The 23,200-nt window shown below is 39.6% G+C and carries 19 protein-coding genes; 11 read left to right on the forward strand and 8 right to left on the reverse strand.

What is annotated here, in order from left to right; all coding sequences use genetic code 11:
• Positions 1–246: 246 nt before the first annotated feature.
• From V7K55_RS25705 to V7K55_RS25730, 6 genes are all read right to left on the reverse strand, one after another.
• Positions 247–696: an SRPBCC family protein gene (locus V7K55_RS25705; protein WP_334835902.1), complete on the reverse strand. Its 450-nt coding sequence runs from the start codon at positions 694–696 to the stop codon at positions 247–249.
• Between the two features lie 19 nt (positions 697–715).
• Positions 716–904: a CPXCG motif-containing cysteine-rich protein gene (locus V7K55_RS25710; protein ID WP_094330630.1), complete on the reverse strand. Its 189-nt coding sequence runs from the start codon at positions 902–904 to the stop codon at positions 716–718.
• Between the two features lie 76 nt (positions 905–980).
• Positions 981–2,636: a B12-binding domain-containing radical SAM protein gene (locus tag V7K55_RS25715; protein WP_334835904.1), complete on the reverse strand. Its 1,656-nt coding sequence runs from the start codon at positions 2,634–2,636 to the stop codon at positions 981–983.
• A 134-nt stretch (positions 2,637–2,770) separates the two neighbouring features.
• Positions 2,771–2,968, reverse strand: coding sequence for a SemiSWEET transporter (locus V7K55_RS25720; protein WP_334714136.1), 198 nt, complete (start codon positions 2,966–2,968; stop codon positions 2,771–2,773).
• A 379-nt stretch (positions 2,969–3,347) separates the two neighbouring features.
• Complete coding sequence (locus V7K55_RS25725; protein ID WP_334835907.1) at positions 3,348–4,253, reverse strand: hypothetical protein; 906 nt, start codon at positions 4,251–4,253, stop codon at positions 3,348–3,350.
• A 29-nt stretch (positions 4,254–4,282) separates the two neighbouring features.
• Complete coding sequence (locus V7K55_RS25730; protein WP_334835909.1) at positions 4,283–6,076, reverse strand: hypothetical protein; 1,794 nt, start codon at positions 6,074–6,076, stop codon at positions 4,283–4,285.
• Between the two features lie 376 nt (positions 6,077–6,452).
• On the opposite strand from V7K55_RS25730, the gene V7K55_RS25735 reads away from it, so the two are divergent.
• Positions 6,453–8,168: a tetratricopeptide repeat protein gene (locus V7K55_RS25735; RefSeq protein ID WP_334835911.1), complete on the forward strand. Its 1,716-nt coding sequence runs from the start codon at positions 6,453–6,455 to the stop codon at positions 8,166–8,168.
• Positions 8,169–8,227: 59 nt separating this feature from the next.
• Here V7K55_RS25735 and V7K55_RS25740 read toward each other — a convergent pair whose 3' ends face one another.
• Entirely contained in the window at positions 8,228–9,418 is a 1,191-nt protein-coding gene (locus tag V7K55_RS25740; protein ID WP_334835914.1) for an FAD-dependent oxidoreductase, read from the reverse strand.
• On the opposite strand from V7K55_RS25740, the gene V7K55_RS25745 reads away from it, so the two are divergent.
• From V7K55_RS25745 to V7K55_RS25790, 10 genes are all read left to right on the forward strand, one after another.
• The gene (locus V7K55_RS25745) at positions 9,389–10,132 is read left to right on the forward strand and encodes a pentapeptide repeat-containing protein (protein ID WP_334835916.1); all 744 of its coding nucleotides are present in this window, start codon (positions 9,389–9,391) and stop codon (positions 10,130–10,132) included. The genes V7K55_RS25740 and V7K55_RS25745 overlap by 30 nt on opposite strands.
• 216 nt (positions 10,133–10,348) lie before the next feature.
• Complete coding sequence (locus V7K55_RS25750) at positions 10,349–11,824, forward strand: pentapeptide repeat-containing protein (RefSeq protein ID WP_334835918.1); 1,476 nt, start codon at positions 10,349–10,351, stop codon at positions 11,822–11,824.
• 112 nt (positions 11,825–11,936) lie between these two features.
• Positions 11,937–12,923 (forward strand): pentapeptide repeat-containing protein, encoded by a 987-nt coding sequence (locus V7K55_RS25755; RefSeq protein ID WP_334835920.1) that lies wholly within the window; start codon positions 11,937–11,939, stop codon positions 12,921–12,923.
• Positions 12,924–13,233: 310 nt separating this feature from the next.
• Entirely contained in the window at positions 13,234–14,475 is a 1,242-nt protein-coding gene (locus V7K55_RS25760; RefSeq protein WP_334835922.1) for a pentapeptide repeat-containing protein, read from the forward strand.
• 574 nt (positions 14,476–15,049) lie between these two features.
• Complete coding sequence (locus tag V7K55_RS25765) at positions 15,050–16,249, forward strand: ABC exporter membrane fusion protein (RefSeq protein WP_334835924.1); 1,200 nt, start codon at positions 15,050–15,052, stop codon at positions 16,247–16,249.
• 81 nt (positions 16,250–16,330) lie between these two features.
• On the forward strand, positions 16,331–17,503 hold the full coding sequence (devC, locus tag V7K55_RS25770) for an ABC transporter permease DevC (RefSeq protein WP_334835927.1): 1,173 nt from the start codon (positions 16,331–16,333) through the stop codon (positions 17,501–17,503).
• A 60-nt stretch (positions 17,504–17,563) separates the two neighbouring features.
• Entirely contained in the window at positions 17,564–18,262 is a 699-nt protein-coding gene (locus V7K55_RS25775) for a DevA family ABC transporter ATP-binding protein (protein WP_334835928.1), read from the forward strand.
• A 370-nt stretch (positions 18,263–18,632) separates the two neighbouring features.
• A complete protein-coding gene (locus V7K55_RS25780) occupies positions 18,633–18,788 on the forward strand; it encodes a hypothetical protein (protein ID WP_334835931.1) in 156 nt (51 codons plus the stop codon).
• Positions 18,789–19,285: 497 nt separating this feature from the next.
• Positions 19,286–19,627, forward strand: coding sequence for an NINE protein (locus V7K55_RS25785; protein ID WP_334835934.1), 342 nt, complete (start codon positions 19,286–19,288; stop codon positions 19,625–19,627).
• Between the two features lie 24 nt (positions 19,628–19,651).
• Positions 19,652–20,353, forward strand: a complete 702-nt coding sequence (locus tag V7K55_RS25790) for a helix-hairpin-helix domain-containing protein (RefSeq protein ID WP_334835936.1) — start codon at positions 19,652–19,654, stop codon at positions 20,351–20,353.
• 46 nt (positions 20,354–20,399) lie between these two features.
• Here the strand turns inward: V7K55_RS25790 and V7K55_RS25795 are convergent, their stop codons facing one another.
• Positions 20,400–23,030 carry an ATP-binding protein gene (locus V7K55_RS25795; RefSeq protein WP_334835938.1) on the reverse strand — a complete coding sequence of 877 codons (2,631 nt, stop codon included), beginning with the start codon at positions 23,028–23,030 and terminating at the stop codon, positions 20,400–20,402.
• Positions 23,031–23,200: the final 170 nt, after the last annotated feature.

Here is a 23,200-nt window from a genome sequence, read left to right on the forward strand (position 1 = left end):
CGCTTACAGAAAATAGTGTTTCTATAGGACTAGTATTTGATTTTTGAAATCTTACGTAGGGTGCGTTAGCATAGCGTAACGCACCCTACAAATACTTATATTTTTTCAAAAATCAAATATGATTCTTATATTTGGTAATTTCTAAATAGATGAAGCCTTAAAAATAAATAGACGTTTATATAAACGTCTAGGGCTTTTTTCTTGTTTTGGGAATTTTGAGATAACTTTATTGTTCAGCACATTTTGCTATCGTGACTCACATTCTCGTTTAGTCACATAATGGCGATAGCGAAACATTGCTTCTAATTGCGCTTGCACTAACCAACCACTGACAAATTCAACTGTTCCTCCACCAGGCATAGAGAAGGAAATAGCATCAGTCAGCCTAGTTTTGCCAGCTTCCGATTCAAATTCATGTCGATGTACCCAAGACTCAAAAGGGCCAGATATCTGTTCGTCGGTAAACAGGCGATATTTGTCGCATTGAGTATGACGCGCTAACCAAGTTAATGGTAGTGGGCCGAGAAAGAGGCGAAATTCTGTAATAGCACCCACGTTCAGCCCCCCTTCACGACGAACCACTTGGACTGGCTGCCAAGGTGGATTCAGCATTTGCAAAATATCTGGCCTTTCATGAAATTTCCAAACTACTTCTGGTGAGGCATTAATTACTGAAGAATGTTTAAAGTGCAGCATGGAAAGAAAAACCTAAAATTCAACTTTCGGATTCTGTATCAATCTCGATATCTAGGGTATCTTCATTAACCCGCACATACAAAATATTTGGGTTACAGCAAACTTGGCAATCTTCTACATAAGATTGCTGTCCTCCAGCACTCAAATCAATAAAAGTTAAGTTCGGTTCGCCGCAATAGGCGCAGTAATACTCAGCTGTGTTTTGCATCAAGTTTTCGGGATTGGGCATTGGGAATTGGGAATTGGAAATTGGGAATTGGATATTAATTTTTAATTCCTAGTCCCTAGTCCCTAGCCCCCAGTAACGGCTGTAGTTCTTTTGGAGATGGGTCGATATAACTCTTAGCATCAGCCAAATGCTTTAGTAGTGTAGACTGTGGCAGAGGCCCTTGCAAGTGGCTCCAGGGTAATATTTGCTCTGTAGACCATTCGGCGTGGACATAAAAATCTAAATCGGGGATTTGTCCTTTGAGTTGTTTGAAAGCACGTTTGTAGCTACCCAAGGAATCGCCAAAGTCACGAGTTAGTTGAAGAAGTTGGGAGAGTCTGCGATCGCCTCTCGACAACAAAGCTTGTATAATCGACCAATTATAGCTTTCTGGGCGAAACTCTATCCCCTGCGGTTTTAGCTGTTTTTGCAAAAACTGTAACCGCTTTTCTGCTTGACGATTTACCCCAAACCATTGAAATGGTGTGTGTGCTTTGGGTACGAATGTGCTGCATCCAAATGTTAAGCGTAATCCTGGTGCAGCTTTTTTGATATTACGCATCATCGCCACGGTTTGCTCTAAATCCTCTGCTTCTTCACCGGGAATTCCTGCCATTCCGTAGAGTTTCAAGCTTTTTAAGCCCCCAGTTTTGGCATTTATCGCTGCTTGGATAATTTCGTCGTTATGCAGCTTTTTGTTGACGATTTGCCGGATTTTCTCAGAACCACTCTCTACTGCAATGGTAAGCGATCGCGTGTCTCGTTTTGTCAAAGTTTCTGCTAACTGGACTGTTACGGTATTTGTTCGCACTGAGGCAATACTGAGACGGACATTATCGTACTTTGGCTGACTAATATAATCTAGCAAATCTTCAAACTCTGGATGCTGAGTTACAGAAGCCCCTAATAATCCTAGCCGATTTGTGACTTCTAAACCTTTTGCGATCGCTGGAATTAAAGAATCTTCCAGACTGGCTGTTCTAAAAGGCAGTGTGAGATAACTCGCCAAACAAAAGCGGCACATTTCTGGACAACTTCTCACCACTTCCACCATGTAAATATTTTCCCAAGCGGCTTTTTCGGTGACTACAGTCGAAGCCGATAGGGTATTTCCCCGATAAGTCTGCTTTTGCACCACTGCGGGAATTTCTGGAGAAATTGGTTTAATAGATTTTACTGCACCATCTTTTGTGTGATATTCGACTTCATACAAACTAGGAATATAAATTCCTGGGACTTGTGCAAGTCTTTTTAGTTGAGTTTGTCTTGAAGCATTTCTGACTTCTTTGTATGCTTCAATGAAATTTCCTAGTAAGTTTTCGCCATCCCCCAGTAAAATTACATCAAAAAAATCTGCAAAAGGTTCGGGGTTAGCTGTGAGAACGGGGCCACCACCAAAAATTATTGGATGAGAATCATCACGAGAAGTTGCTTGAATGGGAATTTCTAAAGATTCCAGTAAATTTAAAATATTCACATAATCCAGTTCCCAGGAAATTGAAAATCCCACAATTTCCGGTGTTCTGGGGAGTTGTTCGTGAGTATCTGTAAACAGGCGACTTACCTGTACATCATCACGCATTGCCAAAGTTGCCCAAACTACCTGATAGCCAAGGCTAGTAATACCTACGCTATATTCATTGGGAAAGGCGAAGATTATGGGGATAGCGTTAGTGTCTGGGGTGGTGGGGGTGAACAGGAGGCGTTCAGATTCAAATACAGATGAAGTCATGATAATTCGTAATTCGTAATTCGTAATTAATACAGTTACACAAAGGCTATATACAGGCAGGATACAATTGGTTTTCCTGTTATTCACAGAATATACCCTTTTGATCGGGTCAGAGGTTTTAGTTATAAATAGGGTTATCTATATTTAATTTTAAGCCATAGAATTATCAAGTTAAAAAACAATGTCACGCTATTAGCAAGAATAATTGGTAAGGCTTGTAGATAAATTCCGTAGATTAACCATAAAAAAACACCAATTATGAATGTAATCAGTGTAACTGAAGAAACATCTTTTGCTGATTTTGTTTGCCATGTTTTAAACATCTGTGGCAAAAAAGAAATTGTGGTTATTGTGGCAGCCGCTAATCCTAGAATTGTCAGAAAATCCATTTATGTAAACCTATAAGATGAAGTTTATATTGGTTAAATTTTTTAGATACTCATTCATTTTAATTAAAACTTATGCAAACAATAATCACAACAATGATTTTCAGTTAGGGGCAATCCTCTGTAGGAAGCCGCTTTTCGTCTACAGGAATTGTCCCTAATGATGTAGTTTTGCGTCAGTATAATTCATAATACTGGATTAATGTCTTTGGTTTTACATTGTAACGTGACGTAGAAAGTGGAAAAAAGAAAAAGGGAAAAGATTTTAAATTTTTCCCTTTTTCTTTAAGCCTTAGCCTAATGATGAAAAAATATATGATTGACGTTAGTGAAATCGATTAATTAATTCTTCACGGGATAACTGCAATAGTAAAGGCGTAAACTCTTCTGGTGGTAACTTCAATAAAGGTTCAATAATTTCTTGAAGTTCATTATCTATTTCACCAAAACGAAATTTGAGCAAGTTTTCCACCACTAAGCGTTCTCCCTGCTGAATTCCTGTTTCAAGTCCTCGTTGTTCACCTTCTTGCATCGCCTGTTCTCGGTCTTGTTGGTAAAGTGGTGCTAATCGCATAAGTAATTCCCTATCTTCCTCGTCTTGATTTTGAGTGACTTGTAAGTTTTGCTGCAAGTTGTAGAGCAATTCTAACGCTGCTTTTCGGAAAGGATTATCAGGAGTCAGTGCTTCTAGTTCGTCAATTGCTTGCTTTTGAACGTTCCCCCTACCGATGATTCTCAACCATAAGGTTTCTGATATGGAAGGCAACTGATGAATTGCTACTATTGCGGTGCGTAAATATTCTGGCATAAAGTGTATCTCAGGCAAGTAGCCTTCTTTTGGTTTAGCACCAAATCCTGATAAGAGTTGCGCTGATGCTGTCGGGGTAAGAATCCATAATTTTGGTAAATCAGATTCTACAATGCGTGTTTTATTTCGATTGGCTTGTCGCTGGAAATCGCCACGTACCTCTAATAATTTTAAGAGACAATCACAAATTTCCGTAGCTGACGCTGCGTTACGAAAGGGTTCAAATAGAGAAGGCGTAGTGACAAGTTGACCTAATAATCCGAGGGTTTCTGGTATGTTACTTGGTTGTGGTTTGGGGATAAAATAAACGTCAATTTGTCTAACTTCTCCTGCAACTCGTCTAGCTGCTTGGACTTCGCCGTAAGGAGTGAGTAATTGTTCGAGATAGTCTTTGGCGAATTGGTCGTGAATAAATCTGGTCATCTGTTGATAGTTTGGCAATGCAAACCAGTTTACTTACTATTATCTGACGATTTTTTGAGATAAGACTTAGCCCAAGCATAGCGTACTGCATCTTTCTTTAACAAATAATCTGCTGCCTCATGTCGTTTCTTCTCATCTTTTGTACTCCTGACTACTCGTTTTATCTCATCATCTATATCTTCAGGTTTAGCACCGCGTTGAATTGCTTGTTTATACCAATAATCTCCTTTTAGATAGTCGCCTTTGTCATAACATATAGCACCCATTAAGGTATAAGGTTGATGACTAGCAGAGTGATATTCCATAGCTTTTTTCGCACAATTCTCTGCATCAGCTAAGTTACCTATATCTCTGAATGCTGCACCTCTAGTAACTGAAATTGCTGACTTTAGCTTGCTTTCTCTAATTTGGTTTAAGTCTAAGTTAGTAAGTTTTAATGCCTGTTCAGGTTCATCTGCTTTGCGCCAATAACTACTAGCGGTGGGAATATCCCATTTATTTCCAGTGCGGTGAAATTCCTGCTCATAAAACTCTGCTTCTAGCCTGTAATACGCAAGAGCAATTTTCCCGCCAGGAGATAATAGTTCCTCTTCCATAAGCTGCAAAACCAACTTAGGATCTAGCCGTTCTTTTTTCTCTAATTTGACCATGATGGCGTAAAATGGCTCTAGCACAAGTGAAAGATATATCAATCCATATTTTCTCTTCAAGATAGTGAAGTGCTTTTGTTGAGCTAAAATAATGATATCTTCACGTCTATTATTTTTCAGCCAGTCAATTTCTGATTCATTAAGTAGTTCTCCTGAATCTATCTTATATTTTAGGGTAGAGGCGTATTTTTCATTTGCAATTTCTATAATCTCAGTCAGCTTGCGTTTTTTGAGGAAGTTAATATCCTGTTCACCTAATTGATTGGATGAATCAAGTCTTTTGAGAACTTTATACAGGTGACTCTTAGGCGATGAATCCTCATAATGAGTTATTTTATACTTGTATCTCAAGGCAGCAAATTCTCGTGTTTGTTCCAACTCTTGGGCAATAGCAATTGTTTCGCTAAGTCCTTGCTGTTCCAGCCAATTAATTTCTGACTCACTCAAATTATTTTTAGCATCAATGTTTTGCAGTATTGAATATAGTGGACTGGATAATGATAAATCTGAATATTTGATCGCTTGGTATTCATCTTTTAACTCAGCAAATTTAGCTTCTTTTGCTGACTCCTGTTGCTTACAAATTTCTGCTGTTTCCAAAAGTTGGTTATTGAGCAGCCAATTATATTCAGAATTACTTAACCTTTCTGTAACCTCTAATTTTTTCAGTATTTGATAGAGTTGACTATCAGGATATGAGTCTTGATATTGAGTAGCTTTATACTTAGATTTAAGTTGAGTAAATCGGTTTACCTCTTGAGCAATTCTATTCGTATCATATAACCCGTTTGTTCTCAAGTATTTCACTTCTGAATCAGTGAGTAACTTTCCTGACTCAAGTTTCAAAAGTATGAAATATAGATGACTAGATTGCCACGAAACGTTATGATTTGTAGCTTTGTACTTAGACTTTAATTTTGAGAATTCAAATTCTAGATTTCCGAATTCTTGTACTTTATGTTGCTGCTCTTGCTTGATAGCTTTTAAAGTCTCTTTAAGCTCAGACTCTCCCAACCAATTAGATTCTAAATCACTAAGTTCAATTTCTAAGTCAACTTTTCGCAGTATGAGATATAAAAGACTAGCGGGTGATGAATCTTGATGTTGAGTTGCTTGGTATTTGGACTTTAAAGCAGCAAAGTGTTTTAAGCGATTTTGAGACTCTTTATCCATGTTGATAGTAGATGAGATCGCACTTAATAGATGTGTTATCCGCTACTATAGCAATCTCAGTAAAAAACGGCGAGTCATACACCCACTGTTGTTATTTGCGGTGCTTGCTGCTGTTTAAGTCGCCTGAAAATCGTCGCACTGATATAATTTCACAGAAAATCAGGAATTAAAATCTTAGCAGGAGGCACAATAAGCTGAAATGATTATCAAAACATACAGCACTTCCTGCTGCTATGAGGTACAGATACTTGGGATGTTATTAGCATATAGAAATGGTAATTCGATCGATTAGTGTACCTCATAACTTCGGGAAGTGCTGTATCGTTAAGAATCCGTTGCCTTTAAGCTAGGGAATGTCGAAATCCAGGAAAATTACATGAATGCTGAAGAATTATTAAACCAAGGATTAAACCACAGTTTACAAGGGGATTATCAAAAAGCGATCGCTACTTTCAACCACGCTATAGAAATCAACCCCAATTTTGCCACAGCATACTCTCAGCGAGGTAATGCTCGTTACTTTTTAGCCGATTATCAAGGAGCGATCGCAGATCATAATCAAGCATTAGAAATCGATCCTAATCTCGCCCAATCTTACCACAGTCGGGGTAATGCTTACTTTGCCTTAGAAAAATACGACAAAGCGATCGCTGATTATATCCAAACTATAGAAAATAGTACCCAGTTAGCTGATAATATCAATATTGATATTGCCAATGCTTATCATAATCGAGGTGTGGCTTGTTTTGAAAGCGGCGATCGTCAAGGAGCAATCGCAGATTTTCAACAAGCTTTACAGTGGCATCCAAATTTTGCCGCAGCATACAGCAATCGGGGTAACATTCACCATGTCTTAGGAAATTTTCACGAAGCGATCGCAGATCATGACCGAGCATTACAATTAGATCCTAAGTTGGCAGAGGCTTATCATAATCGAGGTAATGCCCACTACTCTTTAGCAGATTATCAAAGTGCGATCGCAGATTACAACCGCGCTTTAGAAATTAATCCCAGGTTTGCCGGAGCATATTACAATCGGGGTTTAGTTTTTGCTCATCTGAAAGAATATCACCGAGCAATTGAGGATTTTAACCAAGCGCTAAAGTTCAACCCTGATGATGTACAAGCTTATTGTGAGCGGGGTCTTGTCCGTAGTACCCTTGAAGATTATAAGGGTGCGATCGCAGATTATGACCGAGCCTTACAAGAAAATCCGACTCTAGCTTTAGTATACGGCTTTCGGGCTAATGCTCTGCGACGGCTGGGAGATTATCAAAGTGCAATTGAAGATAGCAATCGCTTATTACAACTCAATCCTAGTTTAGCTGAAGGATATTGCGATCGCGCGGCGGCTCGTCGTTCTTTAGGAGATCATAAAGGAGCAATTAAAGATTACGATCGGGCATTACAGATTAATGATAACTTAGCCGCAGCTTATTATGGTCGGGGAATTGCCCGTGAAGCTCTGCAAGATTTACAGGGTTCAATTGACGATAACACCCAAGCAATAGAGTTGGTTCCTGAGTTTTCCCAAGCGTATTGTAATAGAGGCAATGCTCGTCGTCTTTTGGGGGATGAGCAAGGAGCGATCGCAGATTATAATCAAGCATTGGAAATTAATCCTGATTTAATTGAAGCATATTACAACCGAGGTTCAACCCATTATGCTTTAGAAGCTTATGAAAGTGCGATCGCAGATTACACCCAAGCTTTACAAATAAATCCCCAATCTGCTGCATTTTACAGCGATCGCGCCAATGCTTGCTATGCCCTAGAAGATTATCAAGGGGCAATAGAAGATTATAGTCGAGCGATCGCGATCGACTCTAGTTTTGCTGAAGACTGGTACAATAGGGGTCGTAGCCGTTCTCTATTGAGAGATTTACAGGGAGCGCTTACAGACTTAAATCAAGCTTTACAGCTTCAGCCTCATTGGGCTTCAGCTTACATCCTACGAGCAGATGTTTACCAAAATCTAGGTGATTCTCAAAGAGCAATTGCGGATTTCCAGAAATCCGCAGACTTGTATTATCAAGAGGGAAATGTTCAGTATTATCAACAAATTATTGAGCTTATTGAACAGATTCGATAAATTGGGAATTGGGAATTGGGGAAAAAATTCTCCTAACTCCTAACTCCCTATTCCCTTATTTATTCAAAATTAAAACGTTTCATGAAGCGGCGGTCAATACAATCTTTGTAATACCATAAGAGTTTGTGAGGTGGTAAAGTGAATATGCCTTTTGTTGCGATCGCTCGTTTGTCTCCTGTACCAATTAAACTTAAATATTGCTTTTGTGGCTTATAAGGTTTGAGCGACTTACCTAATAAAATTCGCTGCAAATTCTCAAATAAAGGTTTACCTTGTCTAACTGCAAATACCCCAGCTTTCGGACGCGGATGATTTACCATTGTAGCAATGTCACCAGATGCAAATACTTGCGGGTGTGTTTGAGATTGCAATGTGTCTTCTACCAGAATAAAACCTTGTTCATCAGTTCCTAATCCCGCAATTTTTAACCATTCGGGTGCTGAAGCTTGTGTCACCCAAAAAATTTTATTACACTCTACTGTCAACCCAGATTCGCACTTAATCTCAAATATTTCTTGAGTTTGCTTGTGGTTTATAGGTGCGATATTACAAACACTTTCTCCAAGATGTAGCTCAATACCTCGCTGGGTGAGAATTTGCTGGATTTGATGCCGTACTGATTGATGATAATTAGGCATCAGTTCCATCTGACGATGAAATAAATGCATTTCCAGATTGGGAAGTGGTTGTTGAATCTGATGTAAATGAGATTGCATCGCCAACGCCAATTCTACACCGCCAGCACCTCCACCTGCGATCGCAATTCTAATCAGTTCTTGAGGATTTTTACTTACAGCTGCAATTAGTTCATCCCAATGTTCCAATAGCTGCGATACTGGTTTAGCTGCGATCGCATATTCTGCTGCACCTGATACAGACACTCTCGCCGGAGTGCTGCCAATATCAATAGACAGCACATCAAAATCTACCACCAGTCCGTTAGCACAGAGAACTTTGTTGTTTTCCAAGTCTAGAGCAACTACTCTGTCAATATACAAATTTGCTTGAGCAAAGTTTGCTAAGGGTCGCAAATCAATATGACATTCATCATGGGTGTAAAATCCAGCAATGTATCCTGGTAACATTCCAGAGTAGGCTGTCTTTTTATTTGCACTAATCAACGTCAAACGCACTCCGGGTAACGGCTTTATTCCAAACATTTTCAGGGCAATTGCATGGCTGTGTCCGCCACCAATTAGCACTAAGTCTTTAACCATCGTATGTTGACAGTCATCATTAATTATTTTCATGCTGTAAAAAATATTTCATCAACTTATAACAGCCATTTATCAAAAATAAGTCTAGGGATACATACTTTTATAGAAAAATTTAACCAAAATCAGCATAAATCCCTAAAAGAACGTTTAAGAATAGCAATTGAACAATTAGAAAATAACACAATAGAAACCAGTCTAGCTGTAATTAATGATTTAGAGCAAATTGCCCAAAATCATCCACAGTATCACTGGATAATTATGAATATTCTTACTAATTTTGTCCGAAAAAATACTATTCATGTATCTCAAGAAGAAGTAACAAGCAACCTGTCAATAAAAGTTCGTGCAGATATTCAAGCAGCCCTGACTGTTATTGCTAGAAGAGATGTAAATAAAGACCCAGAAAATGAACAGCTTGATTTGAGTCACACGAACATGAGAGGAGTAAATCTGAATAGAGCGAATCTACAACAGACAAATTTCTATCAAGCTCATCTTGCTGGGGCGAACCTCACAGAAGCTAACCTAGCAGGAGCAATTCTCAGTGCAGCTAACTTAGAAGGTGCTAACTTATATTTAGCTAACCTAGAAGGGGCAATCATTAGTGCAGCTAACCTAAAAGGAGCTAACTTAAAAGGAGCTAACCTGCATTATGCAAGCTTATATCTAGCTGATTTGCAAGGGGCAATTCTCAATGATGCCATACTTGATGGGGCAAACTTGAGAGAAGCTAAATTATCTGAGTAAAACACCATTTTTGCAACGCAAAAATTAAAAAGAAGAAAGCTTCCAGTGCAAGCTTTTCAATAATTGTTCAATTTCCGCCTTAATTTACTACTAGATTCGATGTTATTACTTAGTTAAAGAGGTCTTCTGACACCTATTATAATTTTCTGCTAAATGGTATACTATTTTTTCCAAACATCTAAGTAATAATTCTAAGTTGTAAGGAAAATTTTTACCATGTCTTCTAAAAAGACAGACACTCTGTTGAATTGGTTCATAACTATAACAGTTTTTTTTGGTTTCTCACTGACTGTAATTTTCTTTGCTTTGTCTAGTATTAAAGAATTGTCAATTCAGGAAAAAATTCAGTATAGAAACCAAGCGTTAACAACTACTGCAATAGTTTTCCTGGCATCCGCAGCAATGTTTAATACCTATTATTCAGCAAAGCGGGCCCAAGCGATGCATAAAAATGCGATCGCAGCTGAGAAAAACCTGGAAATTAGCCTTCAGAATGCCAAACTGAATCAAGACAGATTGACTTCAGAACGCTTTATGGGGGCAATTGCCCAGCTTGGCCATGATAAAATTGAAACCCGAACAGGTGCAATTTATGCATTAGAAAGGGTTGCTCAGGATTTTCCTAAAGAACACTGGACAATCATGGAAATCCTCACTGCTTTTGTGCGCGAAAATGCACCTATCCAGGCGGTGAAGGTAGAGCAACAAAAGCCGGAATATTCACCAGATGCTTACTCAGGTCGGCGTAGAGGTGGGTCGCGTCCGACACAGCAGTTTGAGCAAAACCTCCATGAAGAATTGCCAATCATCCGCACCGATATTCAAGCAGCCCTAACTGTCATCGGTAGGCGGAATTTACTCGAAGACCCAAAAGACCAGAAACTTGATTTACGTCATATCGACATCAGACGAGCGGACTTGCTAGGAGTGAATCTGCAACAAGCCGATTTACGTGGTTCTGACCTGAGTGGGGCTGACTTGCGGGGAGCCGACTTGAGTGAGGCTGACCTCAACGGCGCTAACCTTGTTAGGTGTATTCTCTATGAAACCAGGTTACTAAAAGCAAGCCTCTGCGGAGCTAATCTGTGTTGGGCTAATCTCAACCGCGCTAATCTCTCTGGGGCTAACCTGCGTTCAGCCAACCTCTCTGGAGCAAGTCTGCGTGTAGCGAATCTCCAAGGAGCAAACCTTTATAAAGCTAACTTGCAACAAGCAACTTTAAAAGTCGCCAACCTCTCTGGAGCAAAGCTGTTTTTAGCTAACTTGCAAGGTGCAAAACTGGGTAAAGCCAATCTAAATCTAACGGGTTTGATTGGTGCTAACCTTTCGGGGGCTAACCTGAATGGAGCCAACCTTTCTGGGGCTAACTTGAATGCAGCCAAACTTCACCAAACAGAAGTTTATTTTGCCAATCTATCAGAAGCCAGTTTAACGGAAGCTGACCTGTATCAGGCAAACCTGATTGGAGCTAACCTGCATAGGGCGACCTTTTATCAAGCGAACCTGACACAGGCTAACCTGATGGGAGCTAACTTTTTAGAGGCTGACCTTCGTGATGTCAAACTGGAAGGGACAATTTTAACAGGGGCTAAAAACTTAGAGTTGCACCAGATTAGAAAAGCACTTGGCGATCGCACTACTCGCCTACCTGATTATATAGAAGCGCCGACAGATTGGCCACAATCAGGTTGAGTTACCACCGCATCATTAGTTATTTGGGCGCATTCTACCGATTTCACTTAATGCTATAGTTTTTACCAAAAGTCTTCGTAACAATTCTGGAGATGAGGAAGAAATTTAATTTATGTCTGATAACGAGACAGACGCTCTGAGAAATTGGTTAATAGTTCTACCATTTATATTTATTCTTTTTTTAATTGCTGTTTTTTTAGCCTTTGTGAATGTTGAGGGATTATCAACAGAACAAAGGTTAAATTATGGAACTAAAGCCTTAACAACGACTGGAACGATTTTTGCTGGAATTGCTGTATTCATAAATGCGTTTTATGCAGCCAAGCGTGCGGAAGCTATGGATAAAAGTGCTGAAGCTGCAAATAAAAGTGCTGAAGCTGCTTTAAGAAATGCAGCTTCAGCACAAGATAAGCAAATCACAGAACGCTTTGCAAAAGCTATTGAACAGCTTGGCAATGAAAAGATTGAAGTGCGATTAGGTGCAATTTATACTCTAGAACGAATTGCCAAAGATTCTAAAGATTATCACTGGACAATCATGGAATTCCTCACAGCTTTTGTGCGACAGAATGCTCCTCGTCTTTTTTCCGAGGAGCAGGAATCACCAAAAATCCGTACTGATATTCAAGCAGCCCTTACCGTTATCGGAGGCCGCAATACCGAGAATGAGGAGGAAAAACAAAGGCTGGATTTAAGTAATATTGATATCAGGGGGGTAAACCTCATTAAAGCCAACTTGGAAAGAGCAGACTTTATTTCAAGCAGTTTGGAAGGAGGATTGCTCATGGAAGCTAAATTGCAAAATGCAGAATTCTACAACGCTAATCTGCGGTCAGCAGTCCTTTCCGAAGCCAACCTGCAAAAGGCAGACCTTTCTGAAGCCAAGCTAGAACAAGCAAACTTTTATAAAGCAAACCTACAAGGGTCATTTCTTCCAGGAGCAAACCTACACCTGGCAAACCTTGTTGAAGCCAATTTACAAGGGACAAAACTTTCTGGGGCAAAAAACCTAGAACAACACCAGATTGAATTAGCAAAAGGCGATCGCACAACAATCTTACCGGAAAATCTTCAACCACCCCAACACTGGCAAGCTTAAATTTCACCTTCTGAACCTCAAACGTGAGTTTTTTAAAATACAAAGTTGGCTGAAGTAATATCTTCTTTCCAATTAATATGGACATTTCAATTGCGTAGAATAGCTTCGTTTCACGCACAACAGCATTGTGTCTCTACCGCTAACCTCCGTAGTTCAGAGGATGTTTTAAAAATAAGTTGTGATGGATTTCATAGATGATTTCCATTAAGTAGATTTAAGTACTTGTCAAGTACTTCAGTATTTGTACGCTATCAGATATTTATAGATCCTCTTAAAATCAACCTAAATTTACTTCCGTAAGGAGTCAGATATGAAGACTTATGACATATCTTTTATAAAGACAAATGGACTCACGACTTTTTTGGTATTTATCTCAATTATATTTATTTTCTCAGCAACTCTCGTTCTATCATTATTTGAAAGTATTGAAGGATTTTCAAATCAAGAAAAAATAGAATATATTAATCAAGCATTAACAACTCTTGCCATAATTATTGGAGGGCTGGCATTAATTACTAATGCTTACTATACTTCCAAACTTTCCCTAGATGAGAATCAGAGTCTGTTAACGCAACTCCTTGCTGGGACGCTAGCTTGGGATAAGAATATCGTAACTGGCATCAATAACACCCAACCAACTCCAGAAGAGATTGTTCCAGAACGTTTTTGCAAAGCGATTGAACAATTGGGAAATGAAAAGATTGAAACGCGATTTGCCGCTATTTATGCTTTAGAACGAATTGCTAAAGATTCTGAGAAAGACCATTGGACAATTATGGAAATTCTCGCTGCTTTTATCCGCGAGAATTCTCCGGTGAATCATGAATATGAGAACGATTCAGAGGAGTCATCAAAACTTCCTACAGATATTCAAACAGCCTTAACTGTCATTGGACGACGCGATGCATATAAAGATCCGGTAAATCAAAAACTGGATTTACGCAATACAGACCTCCGTAATGCAGACTTAACGGAAGCTAACCTCTCTAGGGCAATCCTCGTAGGAGCTAACTTACAATGGGTCAATTTTACACGAGCAAATCTCTCGGAGGCTGACTTATCAGTAACCGATCTTTGTGGTTCAATCTTCTATGAAGCAAACCTCTCAAAGGCAATCCTTCCAGAAGCCAATTTGCAAGGAGTAGTTCTCAGAAAAGCAAACCTCTCAAAGGCAATTCTTTATGATGCCAATTTAGAAGGGGCAATCCTTTGTGATGCCAATTTAGAAGGGGCAATCCTCTGTGATGCTAACTTAGAAGGGGCAATTCTTTGTGATGCTAACCTCTTTGAAATAAATTTTGAGGGTAGCAACCTCCAAGATGCCAACCTGATTGGTAGTAACCTGCAAAGAGCAAAACTTGCTGGAGCAAACTTAGAAGGTGTGCTACTCAGCACAGCTAATCTGCAAGATGCGAACTTCCAAGAAGCCAACCTCTCTAGGGCAAACTTGAGCGGATGTGAAAACCTAGAATTACAGCAGATTCAAGAGGCAATTGGCGATCGCACAACAATCCTACCGGAAAATTTTAAGATACCACAACAGTGGCAGTAAAGAAGCCCTAGCGAATAGAATTCATGGCTATACAAACGAGAACTAATAAGAGAAAATTAAGTTTTTTAACCCGCGCAGGCGGGTTTTGTTTGTGTAGATGTGCTTTAGAATTACTTTTTTAACTTTATCTTAAGAAAGAATTGGTATTAGGAATGAAATATATCATAAAAATGATAAAACTATCAAACCTAAAGATATTTTTTAGTAATTTAAACTTATTTGTTTTTCATAACAAAAGACTTTTGAATTAATTTACCTCTGATTGTTGGCGCTGTTACAATCGGTTATTTTGAAACCGTTTATTATATCTAAGTACTTTCAAAAAACCAAACTAATTCATCGGTAACATAAGTTTATTAATACTGAGATTAGCATGTTTTTATCCTATACAGCTAAATTGGAGTCCTTTACTAAATTCTCAATAATTTCCTTTTTTTTGAACTCAGAATCGATAAATGAGCAACAACTAACTAATTAAGAAAGGAAGTAAAGATTAGTAAAAAAATAGGAAATAATTAAGAGTAAAAGCTTAATCTATTCAGTTTTTTCTGCGCCACTAGTTAAGAGGTAATCTATGGTGCGAAACTCAAAGCTAGGGTACAGAACGTTCCCTAAATATATTCTGCGTCCATCCGTTGCTATAGGTATAATTGCATCTTTATTTGTTGGCGGAATAAGTTTTTATATAGTAAAGCGCTGGCAAAATTATGTAAATTCAGAGACACAAGCGCCAGCAACACAATTGCCACAGTTAAAAACGGTAACAGCTTTAGGACGGATTGAACCACAGGGAAAGGTAATTAAACTCTCTGCTGCGGTGTCTGCGGAAGGAAATCGGGTAGAAGAGTTGTTAGTAAAGGAGGGGGATAGGGTAAAAGCAGGACAGGTAATTGCGATTTTGAACAGCCGCGATCGCTTGCAAGCAGAATTAAAAGAGGCGCAGGAACAAGTGAAAGTAGCCCAGGCAAACCTAAACCGCACCCAAGCAGGTGCTAAACGCGGTGAAATTGCTGCCCAAAAAGCTGCGATCGCTCGCACAGAAGCAGAACGTCAAGGTAATATTAATGCTCAAGCAGCAACAATTGAGCGATTTCAAGCCCAACTGCGTAACGCCCAAGCAGAAGACGAGCGTTATCAGCAACTATATCAACAGGGTGCAATCTCTGCCTCCCAACGGGATAGTAAGCGTTTAAACTCAGAAACCGCCCAAAAAAGCTTGCAAGAAGCGCAAGCACAATTAAATCGTACCCAATCAACTAGTCAGCAACAGGTAAAAGAAGCTACGGCAACCCTTGATGAAATTGCTGAGGTGCGAGGAGTGGATGTAGAAGTTGCCCAAGCAGAAATCAATCGTGCCGTAGCAGCCATGAATCTGGCAAAAGTCAATCTCAAACAGGCTCAGGTGCGATCGCCCCAAAATGGACAGGTGTTTGAGATCCATACCTATCCTGGCGAATTAGTCTCAAATGATGGCATTGCTGATATCGGACAAACCAGCCAGATGTATGTCATAGCCGAAGTCTATGAAAGCGATATCGGCAAAGTGCATTCCGGCCAGAAAGTGCAAATACTTGGTGATTACTTGCCGATTGAATTGCAGGGAATCGTAGATCGCAAAGGCTTGCAAGTGCGACGGCAGAATGTTATTAACACAGATCCCGTCAGCAATATCGACAACAGAGTAGTAGAAGTCCATATCCGGCTAGATGAAACCTCCAGCCGAAAAGCTGCCACCTTAACCAATATGCAAGTTAAGGCAGTAATTGAATTGTAAAAAATCAGCGATTAGGGACTGGGGACTAGGAAAAAGTTTTCCAATCCCCAATCCCCAATCCCCATTCCCCAGTACCTAATTATGGGATTGATTAAACAACTGTTACGGCGAACACCTCTTGGATGGCTGCAACTCAATCATGAAAAAAGCCGTCTCTTGGTAGCATTATCAGGCATTGCTTTTGCGGATCTTCTCATGTTTATGCAGTTGGGCTTTCAAACTGCGCTGTACGACAGCAACACCAGATTACACCGCAGTTTGCAAGCAGATATTGTTTTAACCAGTCCCCAAGCCCGTAACTTGCCAAGCTTGTCTACATTTTCTCGGCGGCGACTTTACCAAGCAATGGATATACCAGGGGTGAAGTCAGCAGAACCAATGTATTTCAATAACACAATCTGGAAAAATCCCCAAACACACCGTGAGACGGGGGTGTTAGTTATCGGCTTCAACCCAGACAAGCCAGCTTTTGATTTACCAGATGTTAACCAGCAATTGCAGACAATTAAGCTACCAGATACCGTCTTATTCGACCGTGGTGCAAGAGGAGATTATCAAAAAGCGATCGCTCAAATTGACCAAGGTAAAACCCTAACGACTGAAATAGAACGGCGCACAATTACCATTAGTGGCTTATTTCAAGTCGGGGCTTCTTTTGGTTCTGATGGCAATTTGATTACCAGCGATCAAAACTTTTTGCGGCTATTTTCTGGGCGACAGTCCAGCAGTGTCAGTCTAGGTTTGATTGTTCTTAAACCAGGCTATGACCCGAAAAAAGTAGCAGCAATGCTTAAAGCCTATCTGAGAGATGATGTCAAAGTCTTAACCCACGCCGAATTTATTGAATTTGAAAACAACTTTTGGAGAACAAATTCCCCAATTGGGTTTATTTTCAGCCTGGGTGTATCGATGGGCTTTGTGGTAGGCGTGATTATCGTCTATCAAGTCCTTTCCACTGATGTTAATGCCCATGTTCGAGAATACGCCACCTTCAAAGCAATGGGATATCGCAATTATTACCTGCTAGGTGTGGTACTTGAAGAATCGTTGATCTTGGCAGCACTGGGTTTCTTCCCCGGATTGGGAGTATCCTTAGCACTTTACCAACTGACTCGCAGCGTCACAAATTTACCCATGTACATGACTGCGATTCGGGCATTGCAGGTATTAGTACTGACTATCATTATGTGTACAATTTCTGGTGCGATCGCTACCCGCAAACTCCAAGCCACCGATCCTGCTGATATGTTCTAAATTTGTCATTTGTCATTTGTGATTGGCAAATGACAATTGTTATGAGTAATCGAGCTATTTATGACTAGTCAAACTGTCATCTCTATTAAAAATCTCGACCACCATTTTGGTCATAGTTCACTCCGTAAACAAGTTCTATTTAATATCAACTTAGAGATTAACGCTGGTGAAATTATTATTATGAGCGGGCCATCTGGTTCTGGAAAGACTACTTTACTAACCTTAGTGGGTGGATTGCGTTCTGCTCAATCTGGTAGTTTGCAGGTGTTGGGGCGAGAACTTTGTGGCGCTAGTGCTGAACAATTAGTGCAGGCGCGACGGCATAACGGTTATATTTTCCAAGCACATAACTTGCATGGTAGTTTAACGGCACTCCAAAACGTCAAAATGGCTTTGGAATTGCACAAATATCTTGGGTTAAAAAACATGCTAGTGAGGTCAGCCCAGATGCTAGAGCAGGTAGGATTAGGAAATCATTTGGATTACTATCCTGATAAACTATCTGGGGGACAAAAACAAAGAGTAGCGATCGCTCGTGCCTTAGTCAGTCATCCTCAAATAATCTTAGCAGATGAACCCACCGCCGCTCTTGACAGCCAATCGGGACGAGATGTAGTTAATCTCATGCAAAAACTGGCAAAAGAACAAGGCTGTACAATCTTGATGGTGACTCATGACAACCGCATCCTAGACATTGCCGATCGCATCGTTCAGATGGAAGATGGCAAACTCAAGTCAAAATTAAAACTATCAGCTTAGAGTTGATGCTTTGTACTAGCTCAACCAAAACGAACTTACCTCAAGAATAAGCCCCATGTATCAACTGCTAAGATTATAAACCAGAAAAAGCTGCACTAATTGAGAATTTGACCAAAGAGGCAGGGGAGCAGGGAGTAAGGGAGAAAGATACTGGAGTTCCCCTGCTACAAGGGTTTCAAGCCCCTAAATTTATTTATGCTCAAAGTAAAAACATTTATTTCGAGACGCGAAGCGCGAGAAATAATACGTCCTTGTTCCAAGCTCCTAAATTTATTTATGGGGTTCTCCCCCCTGCCCCTTCTCTTCGCTGACACTGTTAGGACTTAAGCAAAACTACACGCGGTAGGGGCAATTCATGAATTGCCCCTACATGAAAATTAGGGTTTCGACTAAAGTTTTGCGTACTGTTACTACAGCTTTTAAGCTATTGAACAGTAGAGGGGCAAGTGCAGCGCCCTTTGGACTACCTGCAACGCTGTGCCTTCCAGAGATTGTGGAATTAGCCCGGATTTCTCACACAGACTGAGAAAAAAGGGGTCAAAAACTGCTAAAAGCTATAGAAGCTTTACGGAAATATATTGATCTAAATCTAAATAAATCAGTAATTTTCATGAAGCTTCAAAGATAAACTTTAACTATAATCTCCTGTAAATACGCTCAAGCTTTTATTTAGATTAAGCAACTTTTTAGTTACCGATCAATTGTTTATAATCAATTGTTGGTTAACATCACTTTATCTACTGATGAACAAACTGAATAACCAAATACTAAATCTTCATCGGTTGCGTCTGTTTCCATACATAGCAATTGGTTGCCTAATTTTTTATTTCAATTCCAACCTAGATTTTAACTACATAATCAAAGGATACTTAGTCTTAATGGAATCTCAGTTATGTATAATTATTATTTATTTTGTAACAACAAAAATCACTAGAAAATCACATAAATAATTAGAGAAAAAAACAATTGTTTGTATTGTATGCCAATAGATATTTATTAGAGTTAATTAAGGAAGGAAATGTCATGAAGACTAAATCTACAGCTATTATACTTTGCTTTTTTGGCGGGTGGCTGGGAGTTCACAAATTTTATCTAGGACAAAATCTTGAAGGTGTTTTGTACTTATTGTTTTTCTGGACTTGTATCCCATCTTTAATAGCCTTTGTTGAGTTCTTTGTACTAGTTCTCATGTCAGATACCGAATTCAATACAAAGTATAATCAAAGTATTGCAAGCGCAAGTGGGCCAATATCTGCTAAAGATGCAACTAGTGCGCTAGCTGATTTGAAAAATCTTTTTGATTCTGGTGTAATTACCGCAGAAGAGTATGAAGAAAAGCGGCAAAATCTTCTGAAATCTTTGTAAATCTAAATCATTGGTTGATTTCCTGTGTCACAATCTAAATCTTGGTTTCAACAAACTCCTGTTTGGGTGTGGTTATCATTAATTCCGACATTTGGGGGATTTGCTATTGCCTATGCAGGTTATAAATCCAAGACTAATACTTGGATTGTATTAGGGATTAGCATCTCTATTTTAGCTTTAGCTTTATCTGCAAACGGTTTAGCTGTTGTGATTTGGATGGCTCAGATTGGCATTGCTTTGTACCTCAAAAAAGCTTTCTTAGTCAAAATTTATCCGAAGAGTTTACCAATTCCTGAAGAACAAGAGTTAGCAAACTTAGTTGCCAATACTCGTGATAAAATAGATATTAATGAATGCTCTAAAAATGAACTAGTTAACTATTTAGGGCTGCCCATAGTTTATGCAAATAACATTGAATCTCTGATGAATGAGGGATATGTTTTCACTCATGTTGAAGAATTAATAGAAATAGCCGGAATTCCAGAAAAGCAGGTAGCTCGGATTACACCGCTAATTACTTTTAGCTACAACTATAAAAAAGAAGCTGACTATTCTTGGAAACGATTAAACACATATTCAACTCCAGAATTAATTACTTGTGGACTTGATGGAGCGATCGCAGAACAAATCGTTGCAGAAAGGCAACAACGAGGTGAGTATAAATCCTTAATTGATGTCAAACAGCGCACTGGATTACCGTTTGCTACTTATCGTCACATAGCTTAGATATCGTCAGGGCAATAAATTAATAATTAATTCTCACTTTCTCCTCTCAAACCTTTTTCCACGGAAGTTTGACTGTAAATCGACTACCTTTGCCTAACTGACTTTCGGCGTGGACAGTCCCACCGTGCAACTCAACAATTTTTTGCACCATTACTAATCCCAAACCAGTACCTGTGGAACGACGATTAGAAGCATTTTCAACCTGCATAAAAGGTTGAAATAACTGAAAAAGATCATCGGAAAGCATACCAATACCTGTATCTACCACACTAAAAAAGATATACTCATTTGTAGAAGTTGGCTGAACTTCAATCCAAACTTTTCCTCCGTCGTGAGTAAACTTGATAGCATTGTTCAACAGGTTGATAAATACTTGACGAATGCGACGCTCATCAACTTCGATAGGTTCGAGTTCTTCAGGGATTTGTACACTCAGTTGGATATTTTTCTGTAACGCTAAATTCTTCACAAAACTAAGACTAGAGTCACATAATCCTGGAATGGAAGTTGCAGCTAATTGCAGTTCTATTTTGCTAGATTCTATGTCGGTAAGTTCAAGGATTTGGTTAATTAATTCTAGTAAATTCTTACCGCTAGATTCGAGGGTATTTAGGAACTGGCGTTGTTCTGCGGTTAGAGTCCCGTACACTTCATTTTGGAGTGCTTCTGCGATCGCAAGAATAGAACTTAAGGGAGTCGTCAGTTCATGGCTCATATTTCCTAAAAAGGTTTTTTTGGCACGATTTGCGACTTCGGCAGCTTCTTCAGCCTCACGCAGGGCGGATTCTGCACTTTTGCAATCGCACACTTCTATACTCAAAGTGACAAATTCCGCGATTGAGGTAACAAAGTTTTGCTCGCTCAATTCCCATATCCGAGGAATATCAATCTGTTCGTACAAAACTGTTCCCACCACTTCGCCCCCAACCCAAATGGAGGTATTAATTAGGGATACAATATTCTTTGCTTCTAGCAGTTCATCCCATAATTCTTGTATCCGTAAATCGGTGCGAGTATCGGTGACAGCGATGATGCGGGCAGATGTCAGGGATTTAAAGTAGATGGGATAATCTGCGCGATCGCGTTCTACACCCGCCGAATGTTTCTGATTGCTACGTTCGTAGAGGCTTATACATTGTAGTTTGGTGCGTTCTCTATTAAATAACCACACACCCACTCGCTCTACTTCTAAAGCATTTGCGGTTTTCTCGGTGATGACTTTAAATGCTGTTTCTAGATTTCCTTCTGAAATTGCCTTGTGATTTGCCAGTTCCGCCAAGGCTTGATTATGCTGAACTAGCTTTTGCTCACTGTTAATACTTTTTTGAATCTCTTGCTGCAACTCTTGAGTTTGCTGTTTAACTTGCAATTCTAACTCTTCATTTTTAGTAATCAGTGCAGTAAAGGTTTTACGTAACTGCTGCATCATCTCGTTAAAAGATTCACCCAGCACCTCTACCTCTTTAATGCCTTGGATCGCCATTGAGTTTTCGCTGTTGGTGAAATCGGCTAAATATTTTGTCGCCGTGCTGAAGTAGAGAATTGGCTGAGTTATCCAACGAGCGGTAACAATTCCTAGTAAAGTAGCTAGGATGAATGCCCCCAGACAGAGAAAAATTGTAGTTTGAGTGTTGCGATCGATTTGTCCCATAAAGTCTGCTTCTGGGACAGCTACTACAATTAACCAGTTGACATTTTGTTCGCCTTGTAACGGTCTAATTTCTAAAAATTGTCGTTTGCCGTCAAAAGAGAAATCTAGTTGCTGTAAACTCTGAATCTTGTCAAAGTTACTAAATTTAGTTTCTAAATATTTAGCGCTGGCTTGAGTGAAAGCATTCCCGCTTTGGGAAGCTGCTAACCGAATCGGTTTACTATTTTGGAGGCGGAATGGTTCTTCCGTTGTGGAACTTGCGACCAATAGCCCCGATCGCTCGATAATAAAAACTTGCCCAGACTTGCCAACTTTAATATTTTGTAGCAAATCCCCAATTTGTGATAAATGAGTTAGAGTGCTGTTGACTCCGAGTAACTCACCTTGGGAGTCATATATAGGTTGAGATGCACTAATTAGAAGCGTTGGTTCGGTGATGGAAGTAAAAATTGGACTAAAGCTGAATTTTTTGGCAGTAACAGCTGCTTGATAATTAGGACGCGATCGCGCATCATAGTTTTTGATTACCTCTGGTAGTTGAGTCCGTTGACCTTTAGAGTCAATTTGGTAGGTGTAGAGGTCGTAACCAGTTGACTTATCGGCTTTTCTGAGTAAATATTGGCGATCGTTGAGCTTTTCTACCCCTAAGTGTTCTTGCTGTTCGTTAGTTGCCGTTAAAACAACAGCATCAGGAAAAATCTCTAACTGCTTGATTAAATATGACTCCCAAGTTGCCAGATTCTCCATCTTCAGCAACCCGATGTCAATAACATTTTGATTACCGCGCAGTACTTGACGCGACGTTGAGAGATAAGCCTGTAAATTTTGCTCTACTCGATTAGCGACTTCATAACGCAACTCGCTAGCTACCTCATTGACAGCGTTCTGCCCATTGCGGATTGATAAGTATGCAGTAAATCCCACAGCTAGGAAGATTTGCAGCACAAACAACACTACGAGGATGCGACGTAGGGGTACACCTTTAAACAGAGAAAAAACACCACTTTGCCCAGTATTTTTGTTCATAAGCCCACTCTCCCTTCCTGTCCTTTAGTAAACTGGGGTCGGTTTGACTTTGTGCGTCTACTAACGATTTAATATCCGCCAGTAAGTTGGGTAATTTTGCTTCAACTCCTTTGCGTCCACTACGTTCAAAACCATCAATCCTAACTCCTGCACAGACGCGATTAATCGCG

Source organism: Nostoc sp., assembly GCF_036919895.1.
In the GTDB taxonomy this organism is placed as follows: Bacteria; Cyanobacteriota; Cyanobacteriia; order Cyanobacteriales; family Nostocaceae; genus Nostoc.

What these genes read in the sequence shown, in the direction of transcription:
- V7K55_RS25740 (WP_334835914.1), bottom strand. Translation starts at nt 9,418, where the DNA reads ATGAAAATAATTAATGATGACTGTCAACATACGATGGTTAAAGACTTA.
- V7K55_RS25755 (WP_334835920.1), top strand. Translation starts at nt 11,937, where the DNA reads ATGTCTGATAACGAGACAGACGCTCTGAGAAATTGGTTAATAGTTCTA.
- V7K55_RS25715 (WP_334835904.1), bottom strand. Translation starts at nt 2,636, where the DNA reads ATGACTTCATCTGTATTTGAATCTGAACGCCTCCTGTTCACCCCCACC.
- V7K55_RS25735 (WP_334835911.1), top strand. Translation starts at nt 6,453, where the DNA reads ATGAATGCTGAAGAATTATTAAACCAAGGATTAAACCACAGTTTACAA.
- V7K55_RS25785 (WP_334835934.1), top strand. Translation starts at nt 19,286, where the DNA reads ATGAAGACTAAATCTACAGCTATTATACTTTGCTTTTTTGGCGGGTGG.
- V7K55_RS25750 (WP_334835918.1), top strand. Translation starts at nt 10,349, where the DNA reads ATGTCTTCTAAAAAGACAGACACTCTGTTGAATTGGTTCATAACTATA.
- V7K55_RS25725 (WP_334835907.1), bottom strand. Translation starts at nt 4,253, where the DNA reads ATGACCAGATTTATTCACGACCAATTCGCCAAAGACTATCTCGAACAA.
- V7K55_RS25730 (WP_334835909.1), bottom strand. Translation starts at nt 6,076, where the DNA reads ATGGATAAAGAGTCTCAAAATCGCTTAAAACACTTTGCTGCTTTAAAG.
- V7K55_RS25765 (WP_334835924.1), top strand. Translation starts at nt 15,050, where the DNA reads ATGGTGCGAAACTCAAAGCTAGGGTACAGAACGTTCCCTAAATATATT.
- V7K55_RS25760 (WP_334835922.1), top strand. Translation starts at nt 13,234, where the DNA reads ATGAAGACTTATGACATATCTTTTATAAAGACAAATGGACTCACGACT.
- V7K55_RS25780 (WP_334835931.1), top strand. Translation starts at nt 18,633, where the DNA reads ATGAAAATTAGGGTTTCGACTAAAGTTTTGCGTACTGTTACTACAGCT.
- V7K55_RS25795 (WP_334835938.1), bottom strand. Translation starts at nt 23,030, where the DNA reads ATGAACAAAAATACTGGGCAAAGTGGTGTTTTTTCTCTGTTTAAAGGT.
- V7K55_RS25745 (WP_334835916.1), top strand. Translation starts at nt 9,389, where the DNA reads ATGTTGACAGTCATCATTAATTATTTTCATGCTGTAAAAAATATTTCA.
- V7K55_RS25775 (WP_334835928.1), top strand. Translation starts at nt 17,564, where the DNA reads ATGACTAGTCAAACTGTCATCTCTATTAAAAATCTCGACCACCATTTT.
- devC (WP_334835927.1), top strand. Translation starts at nt 16,331, where the DNA reads ATGGGATTGATTAAACAACTGTTACGGCGAACACCTCTTGGATGGCTG.
- V7K55_RS25705 (WP_334835902.1), bottom strand. Translation starts at nt 696, where the DNA reads ATGCTGCACTTTAAACATTCTTCAGTAATTAATGCCTCACCAGAAGTA.
- V7K55_RS25710 (WP_094330630.1), bottom strand. Translation starts at nt 904, where the DNA reads ATGCAAAACACAGCTGAGTATTACTGCGCCTATTGCGGCGAACCGAAC.